Source organism: Mesorhizobium loti R88b, assembly GCF_013170845.1.
GTDB lineage: Bacteria > Pseudomonadota > Alphaproteobacteria > Rhizobiales > Rhizobiaceae > Mesorhizobium > Mesorhizobium loti_B.
Genome location: NZ_CP033367.1, coordinates 1,667,795 through 1,682,311 on the forward strand (window position 1 = coordinate 1,667,795; position 14,517 = coordinate 1,682,311).

Here is a 14,517-nt window from a genome sequence, read left to right on the forward strand (position 1 = left end):
CCTAAAAGGGCCGCAGGGAAACCGGCGGTGCTGACCGGCTTGTCGGATGCCTCCTATCCCTGCGATCTATGAAGCTCTACCCGGCGCGCAATGGCACAACCTTATCGCCGTCGTTTTCGGGAGGCATGAGCGGGACCACGGCACCGGCTGACAGTTCGTCCAGCGCGTCGATGATGGCCGATGAATAATGCGTCTCAATCATGCGTGTGCTCGTGTCGTGTAGGGCCGCGACGAGACGCACCGGAAGCCCATTACGAAGCTGGCGCACAATAGACGAGTGACGCAATGCGTACGGCACAGTGTCGGCGGGCAGTTCTGCGAGCCTAACAATCTCAGCCCACGGCCGGGAAAGCTCGGTTGCATTGAGCCACGGCCCCCGTGTGTCGCGAACCCACGGGGCCTTTTCCTGACTCTTGTCCTGCTTATGTCTCCAGCGCTCCAGCAGCGCATCCCCGGCACGCCGACCGGCGGTAGCGGGGCGCATTGTCGCGATGACATCGGTCCCGACACGCACAGCAATATGTGACGCCTTCTTGACCCCTCGTCCCTTTCGACTCGTAGGGACCATCAAGCGAGATTGCTGCACATCGCCAACCGCCATGCGCCGGACTTGCGAGAACCGCGCACCGGTCGCGCTCAAAACCACGACCAGGCGCAGAAGATCCCCGTTCCAGTCGTCGCGGTCGTCAACGGCTTTTGCTGCCGCAATGATCCGGCGAATGTCACCGTCCGGCAGCGCCGACTTGTCGCGCGCCGTCGGAGTTTCGGCATGCGACCCAGCCAGGCCATTCTTGATTATGAGCGGGATCTCTGCCGGAAGCCGAGCACGGTGCTTCGTTGCAGCGGCGTTCAAGGCGGCCTTCAAATCATTGGTGATGCGCCTGACAGTCGTTGCGGCCAAATCACCGGAAAGGCCATCGCGCCACTTCGAAAGGTCGCTCTCCTTCAAAGCATGCAGCATTTTCGCAGCCAAGGGTGACGAGAGGATGTGGCGGGTCAGTCGAAGGCGAGCATCGCCGCGACTAGCCTTTTGTCCGTCCCTCGCAACCTCACGGGCTTCCTGCGTGACGAGGTACGCGTCTATAGCCGTGCGCACCGTAGGGGCGGGGCCATCTGCAGCCGCCAGGTCGTCAGCCCTTTTTGTGGACACGTGTCGAGAGGCGGCCGTCTTTGCCTGCTCGAACGTCAGGCAGGTAACGCCATCGGCTTCCAGTTTACCGTCATCGGCAGTCGCCAGCGTGGCTTGCCTGTACTTCTGGTCACCCTGGTACCACCTTACCAGCCAGCGCCCGCCGCGCTTCTGCTTGCGGTAGCCGAGGTGAACGTCGGGGCTCAATCCACGCCAATGAACGCCCTCGGCCAAACCAGCGCGTGCATTTCGCGTGGTCAACGCGGCCTCGGTCAGTGTCTTTGACATAATGGGAAATCGCCAAACCGTCGAATATCCGTCAAATATACGCCCGTGCACGCCGTGACACAATGGGAGACGGTCGCTAATGGACGGGTGAATTTTTAGGGAACAGACGCAAAACGGGCGTGGACAAAGGAGAACAGACCGGAACTCGCCCTATTATATGAAATTGCCCTCTCACGGCGGGAACAGGGGTTCGATTCCCCTTGGGCGTACCAAGGATTTTCTGCCAGATGTGATGCTTGCGCAATACGGCATGTTGCAGCAAGTTGGCTGCATGAAACAATTGGCTTTGCCGCTCCTCATTTCCGCGTCCCTTATTGCCCTGTGCGGTCCGTCGTTCTCCAAGGACAGGAAGGTCACTGGCACCATTCGAGGTTTCGAATGTGGCGACAATTGCTATCTGACCGTTGTCGACCGCAAGAAGGTGGAGCAAGTCGGCCTGTGTGCCGCGCCCGAGTGCGAAAGCTGGAACGAGCAAACCGCGATGCCGTCCCGCTACAAGGGAAAACGCGTGACCGTTACAGTCGGGCAAGGGCAGCAGGTCGATGACAGCGGCAACGTGATGGGAGAGATGATGTCCTTCACCAAGATCAGGTTTCTCGACTAGCGGCGGCTATTCGTGACCACCTCGCGCTCAAAGCAAAAGTGGAAGGCAGGGGCAGCGCAATGCCGGCCCCTTTTGCTTTAGACTGCTGCGTACCAATTTGTCCGGCGTAACAACAGCTCGGTCGTTTCTTTCGACATTCTCGGATCATATTCAGCCAAGCACCCGCGTGGGTTGCGCTTGGCCGGGAGGGTTCGCGAACCTCGCGAAACCCGGCGCCGTGAATGCGCGAATCCACCCAATTTAAGTCAGCCCGCCACGCTTGAAAGCGCAATAATTTCTGTTACTTGCGACCCGGGGATAGCATCTGCGCCAGCGCGGATTTTGGGTCGGGTAGAATTGGAATGGCGTCAGGGAAGATGATTTGCTCGCGCTGCCATGGCGGCGGCAAGATTTTCGATTGCTCCAGATGGAGCGCGTCGAAGGGGCATTGCTGCCCGCAAGGGACGCACCAGATCAGTTGCCCGGGGAAGACCGTCGCGTGCGCCGAATGTGGCGGCCTGGGGATGCTGGTGGAAGCTGAGCTCAAGGCCGTCGCGTAGCCGCGGCTTCGGAAAGGACGCGATGAGGGCGGCTTCCGCGTTGCGATCGTGTCCGCCATCTCTTGGATGGATCCTGCAGGCTTTTACGTCCAGGAACGGTTTCACCGTCGTGCAACTATTAGGACTCGCCGCTTCTGGCGCGGCGGGGCCGATTGCATTAGCATCACGTCATGGATTTCGCGGCATGGCTTGAGCGGCACAGAGAATGCCGAGTGCGAGGCAGATCCTGACGGGCAATCGATGCCGCGGGGAGAAGGCCAATGCAGAAGCTGCAAGCGCAGGGTGTCCACCACATCACGCTGGTCGGCGCCGGGCGCCAGACCTCGATCGATTTCTGGGAAGGCGTGCTCGGCATGCCGTTCATCTTCGAGCAGCCTAATCTCGACAAGGCCGCCGAAAGCCATCTCTATTTCGATCCGGGCGACGGCCGGCTGATCACCGTCTTCACCGACGAGAGCCGCACGCCGCAGAGGCGGCGCACGCCGACCGATCCGGGCTGCGTCCACCACATCGCTTTTGCGGTGTCGCGCGTCACGTTCCTGCAGGCGGTCACCCGGCTCGACGAGCGCGGCATCAAGCACAGCGGCGTCAAGGATCGCGGCTTCATGGATTCGATCTACTTCGAGGATCCGCTCGGCCTGCTGATCGAGCTCGCCTCCTACCGCTTCGAGCCGCCGGCGGGTTTCACCCATGCCGACGTGCTGATGGAGGCGCACAGGCTGCGCGTCGCGCGCGGCGACTACAACATTGCCGAGGCGCACCTTGCCGACGCGATCCAGGCCCTTGTCGAGCGTTCTCGCGCAACCTTGTCGGACGATCGGGCGCCGAAGAATCCATACTGACGGCCAACAAAAACAGAGGGAGGACCATAATGGCAAAGACTGCGACCAAGAGTGCAAAGAAGCCTGCGGCCAAGGCGGCCGCCAAGCCGGCGCCAAAGGCTGCCGCAAAAGCGGCGGCAAAGCCGGCGACCAAGACGTCCGCACCGAAGGCCAAGGCAAAATCGGCGAAAAAGCCGGCGCTGAAGCTCAGCATGCTGAAGCCGAGCGTCAACAACATGACCGTCCGGGTGTTTGCCCGCGCGGCCGGGTTCGACGCCGCCGAGACCGACGCCTGGGGCCACACGCGCTCGCCCGAATATATGGCGCGCAACCCGGCGCATCTGACGCCGATGATCGAGGATAAAGGATTGCCCAGAGGCGTGCTTTGGGAAAGCTGTGCCATCATGCAATATCTCGCCAACAAGCACGGGCTGGAGAAATTCTATCCGAAGGCGCCGGCCAAGCGGGCCATGGTGGACAGCGCCATGTTCTACCTGATTGGCACGCTCTACCCTTATGTGGCGCGCGCCACGTATCCGGCGCTGGGTTTCCCGCACTATGCGGGCGAGGTCGGCCACAGCGACGCCCACCCGGACAAGAAGTCCGAAGCCCAGAAGGCCGCGATGGCGGCGATCGCCGAGCCGTTGGAAGTCTTCCACAGCTTCTTCAGGGACGGCAAGCCGTTCATCGGTGGTAAGCATCCGTCGATCGCCGATATCCGGCTGGCGGCGACGCTGGAGTTCCTCGCCGTCATCGACTATCCCCTGCCCAAATGGGCGAAGGAGTATGTGGCGGCGATCGAGAAGAAACTCGGCAAGGCCTATGCCGAGCCGGCTGGCGATGTGCGCGGCTACATCGCCTATGTGCGGTCGCAGGCGAAGGCTCCAGCTTAAGGATTTGTTAACCAAAGCCCTGTCTACTGCCAGGAATTCGCCGCGCGACCACGGATGTACTGGCGCATTATCGGCGGAAGGAAAGGTCGGCTCAATGCCGGCCTTTTTGCTTTTTCGGGCCTGATGCCTCGACATCACGCGACAGCGATCATGCAACGCCGGAGCTTCAACTTTTTGCGCCGAGACATTGTCATCGCCAACCCTGGCTCTAACATCCATGTCGGAGATTCGGCATCGATTGCCGGCTGGTTGTGAGAATGAGGGCTTGCGATGAAAGGCGTTGCAAAACTGGTGATTGCGGGTGCGATCTCGGCGGGGGTTGTCTACCCGTCCTATGCCGCGACGCTCAACACGATGGACGATGTCGGGGCCGCGATCCAGGCATGCTGGACGCCGCCGGCGGACGCGGGGAAGTCCACCGTGACGCTGAGTTTCAGCTTCAAGCGCGATGGTTCGCTGATCGGTCCGCCACGGCCGACCGCCGTCAAGGTGGCCGGCGATGATAAGGCGCGCAAGGCGTTCATCGAAGCGGCTATCGCGGCTGTCAAGAATTGTACGCCCCTGACCCTTTCACCGGCGCTGGCGAAAGGCATTGGCGGCAACGTCTTCACGATGCAATTGGTTTCCCCAAAACAATAACCGCCTGGGAAGGCCTAAGCCTTCGCCAAGCTGCATCCCGGGCAACTGCTCAATGGCTCAGGCGCCTTACCTTGGCATGCCGTGCCAGGTCAGGTGTCTCGAAGACGTAGTCGCTCCAGGCCGATTCCGGGATTTGCCCGGCCAGATAGCATTCCAGCAACAGGCTTTGCTCTGGGTTGAGGGCCCTTGGCGCGCGCTCGTGATCCAGCCCGAGAGAATGAAAAAGATTTCTTGTCAGTTCCGATACCGTGAAGTGGATCGACATCTGCGTTCTCCTCTGCCCTTCAACGCAGCAGTCACGCAAAGGTTTCAGCGGAAAGCGCTGGTAACAGTGGAGTGATCCAAACTCAGCGCCCGCTATCGTCGACGGCTCATGGCCCACCGTGTGATTTTCCGGTTCGTCTCAATCTTGAAATAAAAACGTAATATCGAATTCAGAGGAGCACTCTATACAACCGATGACACTTGCCAAGACCGAAAAGTCTTCAAGAATTAGTTAAGGGTCACGCAAGAGAAGCTTAGCCGAATAACGCTTCAATCTCCTAGATCAGGGCCGTTGCCTCTATGACTCGCTTCCGGCTTCTTATGTGCCTCGCGCTGATAACGGCAATGACGTTGGTGATTGGTACATCGTCATCCTATGCGGACAGTTGCGGCGCGATCAAAAGCCAGTTGGCTTCGGCCGGCAGCAGGGGAGCGAGCCCTGAGCTGGCGCAACTGCGTCGCCAGCTTGCCGCGATCCAGGGGCTGGAGCGGCAACGCAAATGTACAGCGCAGAGTGCGGCGGGAGGCTTCTTCAATGCGTGCGCCGATCTTGCAAGAAACCGGACCGAGGTACAGCGCCAGATGGCTGCCGCGTCCGGGCGCGACATGTCTGGCCTACAGGAACGGTTCGCAGCGCTTGGCTGCACGTCCTCGGCAAGCAATCAACGGTCAGCGAAGACACAATCCGCGGGCATCATGTTCGGGGGCAACGCGATGCTTTTTTGTGTACGTCAGTCGGATGGATATTTTTTCCCGGCGCCGAAGTCGCAATTCGCCGACGGTACCAATCTCAAGGACATGGCCGATCAGTGCCGTTACATCTGTGATGATCCGGCCGTCGATCTTTACACGCTGAGCGATGCCAGCCTGGAAACCGAGAAAATGGTCGCGCTTGATACGCGCAAACCCTACACCGAACTGCCAACCGCTTTTCGGTATCGTGACGATGCCAACTTCAAGGCCTGTGACATCAAGCGCTATTACCAGCGGGTTGCCGAACTGAGGGCGAGGACGGTGACACCCGCAGACATGACCAATGCCATCATCCCTCTGCCCCTGCCAAAACCGGAATTCGGCAATGTTGCGGCAATCCCGCAATTGGCGACCGAGGGTCAGGGCTTGGCCCAGCAGCAGTCGATCGACGCCAGCAAGCGGCCGGTGCGCTTGGTCGGCCCGGCCTTCTTCCCTACTGAATGACGCCCCCTCTCTTCGCGCTCTGCGGAGAGAGATCGCAGCATACAATATCAGTCCGGAACAGAGGGGCACTCACGGCGTTGTGATCGACATCAGCCAGGAGAAACGTCATGGCCACGTTCAGGGAAATGCGGGTTTTGGAGATCGTCGAAGACGGCTCCCTGACCAATGAAGAGAAGATCGCTGAACTGCGTGAAATTGAATCCGAGGCGCGTGGGCTGCAGCGGGCCGCTTCGGAGAGCCCGATGGGCGACGATGATGGCTGGCAGGACGATTTGCGCCAGGTTCGCTTCGCGCTCGACAAGCTTGGAGCGAAGGAGCCGAAGAAGGGCGCCGCATCGCTGTAGGTCCCGCTCGCATCACGGCTCAGGCCGGCGGCTTTTTGAGCCGCCTTAATCGCAGACCATGCGAACCCGTTGGCCAGGCGCGCTTACGTTCCTGCATGCCAGTTGTTTCTCCGAATCCGAGGCCGGGGGAGACGGCTGCGAAAGCCTCGTCTGGTGCCGTCTGTGCACAGCAGGCCGCATGACCCTGCGCTCGGAAAATTGTCCTGATGTCGAAAATTGTCCTGATGTCTGGGGCGGTCCTGGAAATGCGCCGTTGTCGACCTGCGGTTCGTAATCGACATTGGGCGGCGGCCGTTCCCAGAAGCGCCTTGCGTCGAGCCGCCGCGGAATCTCGACAGTACCGTCATAGCTGCGAGAGCAGCCGCTGCCGAAAAGCAGCGCAACGCCCAGCAAGAAAGGCCCAATTCGTCCAAGCATAAGCAACACCCCTGCACGGGCTTATAGCGCGGCCTTGGCCTGCCCGACAACCTGACGGAATAACGCAGGAGAAGCGGGCCGGTTGCGCCGTTAAGGTTAGCGGATCGTTAAGGCTTCTCGGGCACATTCCGCCGACGAACCGCGGAGGGAGGGTTCGGCCTTGATTTTCGGGGTGGGGACAGCATGGCGGAAGCAGACGAAGCGATCGGCGCGCGCGGCAAGCGCGGGCCGCGCACATCGACAGCCCACGGCAACGGGGCGCCATCGAGCACCGCCGAGATGGATTCGATCGGCGCGCTTCGCCAACTCGTCGAGGCTGGCTCTGATTGGACCTGGGAAACTGACGCCGAGCTGCGCTTTTCCTGGCTTTCGCAAAACTACCAGGCTGCGACGGGCATCGATCCGGCTGACGTGCTTGGCCGATTCCGCTTCGATTTCCTCAACCAGGTCCTGAAGGGCAATCGCAGCGCGGCAACGCATCTGGAGGATCTGCAGGCGCGCCGGCCGTTTCGCGACTTCGTCTACGAACTGAAGGGCGGCGGCGCCGATTGCCGCTGGGTACTGACGTCAGGCTTCCCAAGGTTTGACAGCGAAGGAAAGTTTGCCGGCTATCGCGGCATCGGCCGCAACGTCACCGCGTTGGCGAGCGCCTTCGAGGACATGGAGTTGAACCCGTTGTCGGGCAGCGAACCCGGCCGGCATCTTGCCGATCTCGAACGCACGATGGACGCCATGCACATGGGCGTCGTGCTTCTCGATGCCAATCTCGACACACTGATCGTCAACAAGGCTTATCGCGACCTATCCAGGATTCCGGAGGGGGCGGTCACCGTCGGCGCTCCGTTCAGCCTGTTGATGGCGCTCAACCGCCGCAACGGCATCTATGGCGATATCGACGAACAGCAGTGGCAGCGCTACCTCGCCACCCGTATCGACGAGATCCGCGCCGGCTCCATCGTGCCACGCGAATTTGTCCATGCCGACGGCAGGACGATGATGTTCTCGGTGACGTCGCTCTCCGGGGGCAAGCGGCTATTGACCTACTACGACGTCACCGAGCTCAAGCTTCGCGACGCCGAGATAGAGAATGCCAACGCCAGGGCTGCCGAAACCTTCACCAATCTTCGCACCATGGTCGATCAGATGCCGATCGGTGTCCTCGTCCTCGATGCCGATATGCGCGCAGAAGTCATCAACCGTGCATTTTACGATTTCTGGCAGATCGACGCCCGGCGCGCCGAGATCGGCTGCAGTTTCCGGGATCTGATGGACGCCAGCCGCGACATCGACCCGTATGGTTCCGACGATGCGACATGGCAGCGGCATATCGCCGAGCGCGAGGCGGAAATCAGAGCCGGCACAGCCGGCTCGCGGCAGTTCCCGCGCAATGACGGTCGTACGCTGATCTCGTCGATGGCGCCGCTGGCCGGCGGCAAGCGGCTCATTTCCTATGTCGATGTCACAGACATGAAGGACCGCGAAGCCGCACTCGCCGATGCGCTGGAAAAGGCGAGGCTGGCGGAAGCGGTGATCAACGCCGTCGAGGATCCGATCTTCGTCAAGGACGACAATCTGCGCTTCGTCTTTGTCAACGATGCGTTCGCGGGCCTGTTTGGCCAGACACCGCAGGCCATGCTCGGCAGGCCCGGTGGCGATTTCCTCGGACCGGCCGATGTCGTGCGCTTCGAACGCAGCGAACGGGAAGTCCTGTCGAGCGGACAGATCTACGAAGTCGAGGAAAATTTCGACGAGGAGGGTGCTGCTCGTTCGCGCATCGTCAGGAAGAACCGCGTCCGCATGGCAAGTGGCCGCGACTATGTCGCCGGCTTCCTGTTCGACATCTCCGACATGAAGCGGCGCGAGACCGAGGCACAGGATGCGCGCAAGCATCTGGCCAGCGTGCTGGAATCGCTGCCGGCAGGTGTCATCATCTACGACCGCGATGACAAGTTCGTCTTCGCCAACCACAAGCTGCAGGATTCGCTGCCGGCTCTGAAGCCCGTCTGGCAGCCCGGCTGTACCTTTCGCGAGGCGCTGGAGTTTGGCCATACGGTTGGCTATTTCCGCTCCTGTGGCGATCCCGAGCTCGACAAGCTTTACGACGCGGACACCGAACGCTGGGCCGATGGCGTGCTGGCACGTTACCATCTGCCAAACTCTTCCTACGAGCGGCTCAATGCCGATGGTCGCTGGTACCAGGTCTATGACATGCGCACTGATGACGGCACGTTCATCGGCGTGCGTGTCGACATCACCGACATCAAGAGCCGCGAGGCGGCGCTGCGCGATTCGATGCGCCAGATCGATCTGTTCCGGCACGTCATGGACGAGTTGCCGGTGGCGGCCTTCATCAAGGCGCAGGATTTGAGCATCGAATTCGTCAACAAGGCCTGGTGCGCGATTACAGGCTTGGCCAAGGAAGATGTCATCGGCCGCACCGACCGCCAGCTGTTCGGTGCCGAGGAAGCGGAAGGCTTCAGCCATGACGACACCGATGTCGTGGCGACCGGCACTGTGCGCGAGGTCGAGGAGCCCGTCACCCATCGAGACGGCACGGTGCGGCAGTTGATGACGCGCAAGAGCCGCCTGGTGGCGATCGACGGATCGGTGCATCTGGTCGGCTCCAGCACCGATATAACGGAGGTCAAGGCGCGCGAACGGGCGCTGGAAGAGAGCATGCGCGAGAACGAGGTGTTCCGCAGCCTGATCGACAACGTGCCGGTGTCGATCTACGCCAAGCGCTCCGATCTCAGGCAGTTCTATGTCAACAAGGGCTGGTGCGATCTGACCGGCCTCAGCAGGGAAGATGCGATCGGCAAGACCGACATCGAGATTTTCGGGGCGGATGGCGAGGCTTTCGTGGCCGGCGATCTGGCCGTGCTGCGCACCGGCGAAACGCAGGAGATCGAGGAAACCGTAACGCTTGCCGACGGCAGCGTCAGGCATCAGTTCGCGCGCAAGGGCGCGATGATCGCGTCGGACGGTTCGCTCTACCTGATCGGCTCGACCACCGACATCACCGAACTGAAGATGCGCGAGGCCGAACTGCGCGAGGCGCGCCAGCGCGCCATACTCGCCGACCGCGCCAAGTCGGAATTCCTCGCCAATATGAGCCACGAGATCCGCACGCCGATGAACGGCGTGCTGGGCATGGCCGAACTCCTCGCCAAATCCAATCTCGATCCGAAACAGAAGACGTTTACCGATATCATCGTCAAATCGGGCAACGCGCTATTGACCATCATCAACGACATCCTGGATTTCTCCAAGATCGATGCCGGCCAACTGGTGCTCGACCCGGCGCCCTTCAATCTTGCCGAGGCGATCGAGGACGTGGCGACACTGGTGTCGACACGCGCCAAGGAAAAGGACCTTGAGCTCATCGTGCGCATCGAGCCAAGGCTCGAGAGCCTGTTCATCGGCGATGTCGGCCGCATCAGGCAGATCGTTACCAACCTCGTCGGCAATGCGGTGAAATTTACCGACGAAGGCCATGTGCTGGTCGATGTGACCGGCGAGCGGGTGCCTGCCGGAACCAGGCTGACCGTCTCGGTCACCGACACCGGCATCGGCATCCCCGAGGAAAAACTGAAGCTGGTGTTCGAAAAATTCAGCCAGGTCGACACCTCCTCGACAAGGCGGCATGAGGGCACCGGGCTTGGCCTTGCCATCACCTCACGGCTGGTCGAATTGATGGGCGGCGACATTGGTGTCGAGAGCGCCGAGGGCAAGGGTTCGACCTTCTGGTTCACGGTGACGCTGCCCAGGGCCGAACAGCAGAACGGGCAGCGCATCATGCCGGTGGACGTGACCGGCGCACGCGTGCTGATCGTCGATGACAATGCGGTCAACCGGGCCATCCTGACCGAACAGATGACGTCGTGGACGTTCGATTCCTGTGCTGCTGAAAGCGGCGCCGAGGGGCTGAAAGTGCTGATTGCCGCCGCGGCCTATGCGGTGCCTGTCGACTGCGTCGTGCTCGACTACCAGATGCCTGGCATGAGCGGCGCCGAAATGGCGCGCATCGTGCGCAACACCGCAGGCCTCGCCGACACGCCGATCATCATGCTGACCTCGGTCGACCAGTCGCTTGCCAACACCAGCTACCGCGATCTCGGCATCGACGCCCAGCTGATCAAGCCGGCGCGCTCCTCCGTGCTCCTCGAAACGCTGGTTGCGACCATCCAGCGCCATCGCCACACCACGGGCGGCCATGCCCGGCCGCTCTCAGGCGAGGGGCTTGACACTCCCCAGCGGCCGCCGCTGGCACCCTCCGACCAGCGCGCGCAATTGCAGCCGCCGCCGGTTCGTCCGAGGCTGCCCGCCACGGGCGGCGGCGGACACAGGCTGGATATCCTCGTGGCCGAGGACAATGAGGTGAACCAGATGGTGTTCACCCAGATCCTCGGCGAGACCGGCTATGGTTTCGAGATTGTCAGCAATGGCCGCAAGGCGCTCGACGCCTTCGGCAAGCTCAATCCGTGCATGATCCTGATGGACGTCTCGATGCCGGAGATGAGCGGCCTCGAGGCGACGGCCGCGATCCGCCGGCTGGAGCAGGAAACCGGCACGCATGTGCCGATCGTCGGCGTCACCGCGCATGCGCTCAAGGGCGATCGCGAACGCTGCCTGGAGGCGGGCATGGACGACTATCTGCCCAAGCCGATCAGTCCGAGGGCCCTGCTCGAGAAAGTCGAACTCTGGGTCGGCGCCGGTCGTCAGGTCCAGCGCAACGCGGGATAAGCATCGCGTCGTCCGGTTCGCCGGATCCGGAGAGGACGTGCGATGGAATCAGTCGGGGTTCGCCACCCCTGCGTGCAAAGACTATGGTGCGATCGCACCATATCAAAGGTCGTGTCCAGTCGGGACAATGGCAACATCGAATTCCGCCTTTGCAGTTACGGGCGGGAGCAGCGACCGCCGGTATCGAACAGTGTCACCTACCCCAACGGACCTGTTTTTGGCGATGGCCCGGCCAGATACGCTCTGGCCTTGAGCAACGCACTCCCGTCCGGATTTTCTTCACCAGAGAAAGCCCCGTCGAATCCGGCGGTGGCTCCCGGCGGTGGATGGCTCAAGCCCCTGATTCCGGAGGCAAACTCGCATCAGGCCGCGACCGCCCCGCACCACAGCCTTTGCCGGTGCTGGCGACGCGTTACCGGGGTGACATGAAACTGTCATGCGACTGTAATAATCGAAGGCTATTGGCCTCAGCGGGCGCTGCCTAGCAATGGCGCCGAGAGACCATCTTCCGAACAGGAGCAGGCCACATGAGACATTTCATCCGCTCGACGGCCGTTGCTATTGCAATGGCTACAGCGTCTACCTTCACCCTTTCCGCAGCAATGGCAGCTGACCTTTCCGGCGCCGGCTCGACCTTCATCTACCCGGTGTTCGCCAAGTGGGCCGACACCTACAAGAAGGATACCGGCATCGGCCTCAACTACCAGTCGATCGGTTCCGGCGGCGGCATCAAGCAGGTCATCGCCAAGACCGTGACTTTCGGCGCCACCGACAAGCCGATGTCCGATGCCGATCTGGAAAAGAACGGCCTCGTGCAGTTCCCGATGGTGATGGGCGGCATCGTGCCGATCGTCAACCTGACCGGCGTCAAGCCGGGCGAACTCGTCCTCGACGGCAAGACGATTGCCCAGATCTATCTCGGCGCCATCACCACCTGGGACGATGCCGCGATCAAGGCGCTGAACCCCACCCTCACCCTGCCGTCGACCGCGATCGCCGTCGTGCATCGTTCGGACGGCTCGGGCACCACCTTCAACTTCACCAACTATCTGGTGAAGCTCTCGCCGGACTGGAAGGACAAGGTCGGCTCGGACACCGCCGTCGAATGGCCGACGGGCGTCGGCGCCAAGGGTAGCGAAGGCGTCGCCAACACCGTCAAGCAGACGGATGGCGGCATCGGCTACGTCGAGTATGCCTATGCCAAGCAGAACAACCTGTCCTACTCCAAGATGCTGAATGCCGCCGGCAAGGTCGTCGAGCCGTCGCTCGAATCCTTCGGCGCGGCCGCTTCGAATGCCGACTTCAAGACTGCCAAGAACTTCAACGTCATCATCACCAACGAGCCGGGCGACGCCACCTGGCCGATCGCGGCTTCCACATGGGTCCTCATCCACAAGGCTCCGGAAGATGCCGCTGCCACCGGCGAAGCGCTGAAGTTCTTTGCCTGGGCTTACAAGGACGGCAAGGAAACCGCCAAGGCACTCGACTACGTCTCGATCCCCGACAGCGTCGTCGACCTGATCAAGGCTTCTTGGAAGACCGACATCCAGGCCGACGGCAAGCCCGTCTACGCCGGCGAGTAATATTAGTTGAAGGAGCGCCGCATTCGCGGCGCTCCTTTTCTCATCAACTTGAAAGAGCCGAGCTTGACATGAGCGCTGTCCAGGAAGCCTTGCCAGCCGTTAGAGGATCGCGCGACGCTATCGTTCGACGGTTCGCGCTGACCGACGCGATCTTCCACGGCATGACCCGGGCCGCCGCTATATTGGTGCTGGTCCTGCTCGGCGGTGTCGCGATTTCGCTGTTTGCCGGTTCCTGGCAAGCGCTGTCGACCTTCGGCTTCTCCTTCCTGACCAGCGAAAGCTGGAACCCGGTGACGGAGAAATTCGGTGCGCTGGCGCCGATCTACGGCACCATTGTCACCTCGGCAATCGCCATCCTGATCGCCGTGCCGCTCGGCATCGGCATCGCCATCTTCCTCACCGAGCTTTGCCCGCGCCCGCTGCGCCGCCCGATCGGCATGGCCGTCGAACTGCTGGCCGGCATCCCTTCGATCATCTACGGCATCTGGGGCCTGTTCGTGCTGGCACCGTTCCTGCAGACGACGATACAGCCCTTCATCATCAGCGTGTTCCATGGCATTCCCGGCCTTAACAGCCTTTTTGCCGGTCCGCCTTACGGCATCGGCCTGCTGACCTCGTCGCTGATCCTTGCCATCATGGTGCTGCCCTTCATCACCTCGATCACCAAGGACGTCTTCGACACGGTGCCGCCGGTATTGAAAGAGTCAGCCTACGGCATTGGCTGCACGACCTGGGAAGTGACCCGCCGCGTTGTCATCCCCTACACCCGCATCGGTATCATGGGCGGCGTCATGCTGGGCCTCGGCCGCGCGCTCGGCGAAACCATGGCAGTGACCTTCGTCATCGGCAACGCGCATCGCATCTCGACCTCGCTGTTTGCGCCGGCAACGACGATCTCGGCCACGATCGCCAATGAATTCACCGAAGCTGTCGGCGATCTCTACACCTCCTCGCTGGTGGCGCTCGGCCTCATCCTGTTCGTCATCACCTTCCTGATCCTTGCCATCGCACGCTACATGCTGATGCGCATCGACGCCCGCACCGGAGCCTGAGCCG

Annotated in this window: 12 protein-coding genes; 10 read left to right on the forward strand and 2 right to left on the reverse strand. The window is 61.5% G+C overall.

The genetic code is table 11. From position 1 onward, the window contains the following. Window positions 1–76 precede the first annotated feature (76 nt). The gene (locus EB235_RS08190; protein WP_027031464.1) at window positions 77–1,417 is read right to left on the reverse strand and encodes a site-specific integrase; all 1,341 of its coding nucleotides are present in this window, start codon (window positions 1,415–1,417) and stop codon (window positions 77–79) included. 157 nt (window positions 1,418–1,574) lie between these two features. On the opposite strand from EB235_RS08190, the gene EB235_RS08195 reads away from it, so the two are divergent. The 5 genes from EB235_RS08195 to EB235_RS08215 all read left to right on the forward strand — a co-directional run bounded on the left by EB235_RS08195 (window position 1,575) and on the right by EB235_RS08215 (window position 4,913). Then, complete coding sequence (locus EB235_RS08195; RefSeq protein ID WP_245268850.1) at window positions 1,575–2,021, forward strand: hypothetical protein; 447 nt, start codon at window positions 1,575–1,577, stop codon at window positions 2,019–2,021. 799 nt (window positions 2,022–2,820) lie between these two features. Then, window positions 2,821–3,402, forward strand: coding sequence for a VOC family protein (locus EB235_RS08200; RefSeq protein WP_027031461.1), 582 nt, complete (start codon window positions 2,821–2,823; stop codon window positions 3,400–3,402). A 29-nt stretch (window positions 3,403–3,431) separates the two neighbouring features. Next, window positions 3,432–4,274 (forward strand): glutathione S-transferase family protein, encoded by an 843-nt coding sequence (locus tag EB235_RS08205; protein WP_032925598.1) that lies wholly within the window; start codon window positions 3,432–3,434, stop codon window positions 4,272–4,274. Window positions 4,275–4,328: 54 nt separating this feature from the next. Beyond that, window positions 4,329–4,529 (forward strand): hypothetical protein, encoded by a 201-nt coding sequence (locus EB235_RS08210; RefSeq protein WP_027031459.1) that lies wholly within the window; start codon window positions 4,329–4,331, stop codon window positions 4,527–4,529. A 15-nt stretch (window positions 4,530–4,544) separates the two neighbouring features. Then, window positions 4,545–4,913 carry a hypothetical protein gene (locus EB235_RS08215; protein WP_027031458.1) on the forward strand — a complete coding sequence of 123 codons (369 nt, stop codon included), beginning with the start codon at window positions 4,545–4,547 and terminating at the stop codon, window positions 4,911–4,913. Between the two features lie 49 nt (window positions 4,914–4,962). Here EB235_RS08215 and EB235_RS08220 read toward each other — a convergent pair whose 3' ends face one another. Beyond that, window positions 4,963–5,178: a hypothetical protein gene (locus EB235_RS08220; RefSeq protein WP_080680843.1), complete on the reverse strand. Its 216-nt coding sequence runs from the start codon at window positions 5,176–5,178 to the stop codon at window positions 4,963–4,965. Window positions 5,179–5,522: 344 nt separating this feature from the next. Between EB235_RS08220 and EB235_RS08225 the strand changes: the two genes are divergently transcribed. The 5 genes from EB235_RS08225 to pstC all read left to right on the forward strand — a co-directional run bounded on the left by EB235_RS08225 (window position 5,523) and on the right by pstC (window position 14,513). Beyond that, window positions 5,523–6,374, forward strand: a complete 852-nt coding sequence (locus EB235_RS08225; protein WP_245268849.1) for a DUF2865 domain-containing protein — start codon at window positions 5,523–5,525, stop codon at window positions 6,372–6,374. 107 nt (window positions 6,375–6,481) lie between these two features. Next, window positions 6,482–6,718, forward strand: coding sequence for a hypothetical protein (locus EB235_RS08230; protein WP_027031455.1), 237 nt, complete (start codon window positions 6,482–6,484; stop codon window positions 6,716–6,718). A gap of 600 nt (window positions 6,719–7,318) precedes the next feature. Further along, the gene (locus tag EB235_RS08235; RefSeq protein ID WP_027031454.1) at window positions 7,319–11,878 is read left to right on the forward strand and encodes a PAS domain-containing protein; all 4,560 of its coding nucleotides are present in this window, start codon (window positions 7,319–7,321) and stop codon (window positions 11,876–11,878) included. A gap of 527 nt (window positions 11,879–12,405) precedes the next feature. Further along, complete coding sequence (pstS, locus tag EB235_RS08240; protein WP_027031453.1) at window positions 12,406–13,461, forward strand: phosphate ABC transporter substrate-binding protein PstS; 1,056 nt, start codon at window positions 12,406–12,408, stop codon at window positions 13,459–13,461. A 68-nt stretch (window positions 13,462–13,529) separates the two neighbouring features. Beyond that, window positions 13,530–14,513, forward strand: coding sequence for a phosphate ABC transporter permease subunit PstC (gene pstC, locus EB235_RS08245; RefSeq protein ID WP_027031452.1), 984 nt, complete (start codon window positions 13,530–13,532; stop codon window positions 14,511–14,513). The last annotated feature ends 4 nt before the right edge of the window (window positions 14,514–14,517 follow it).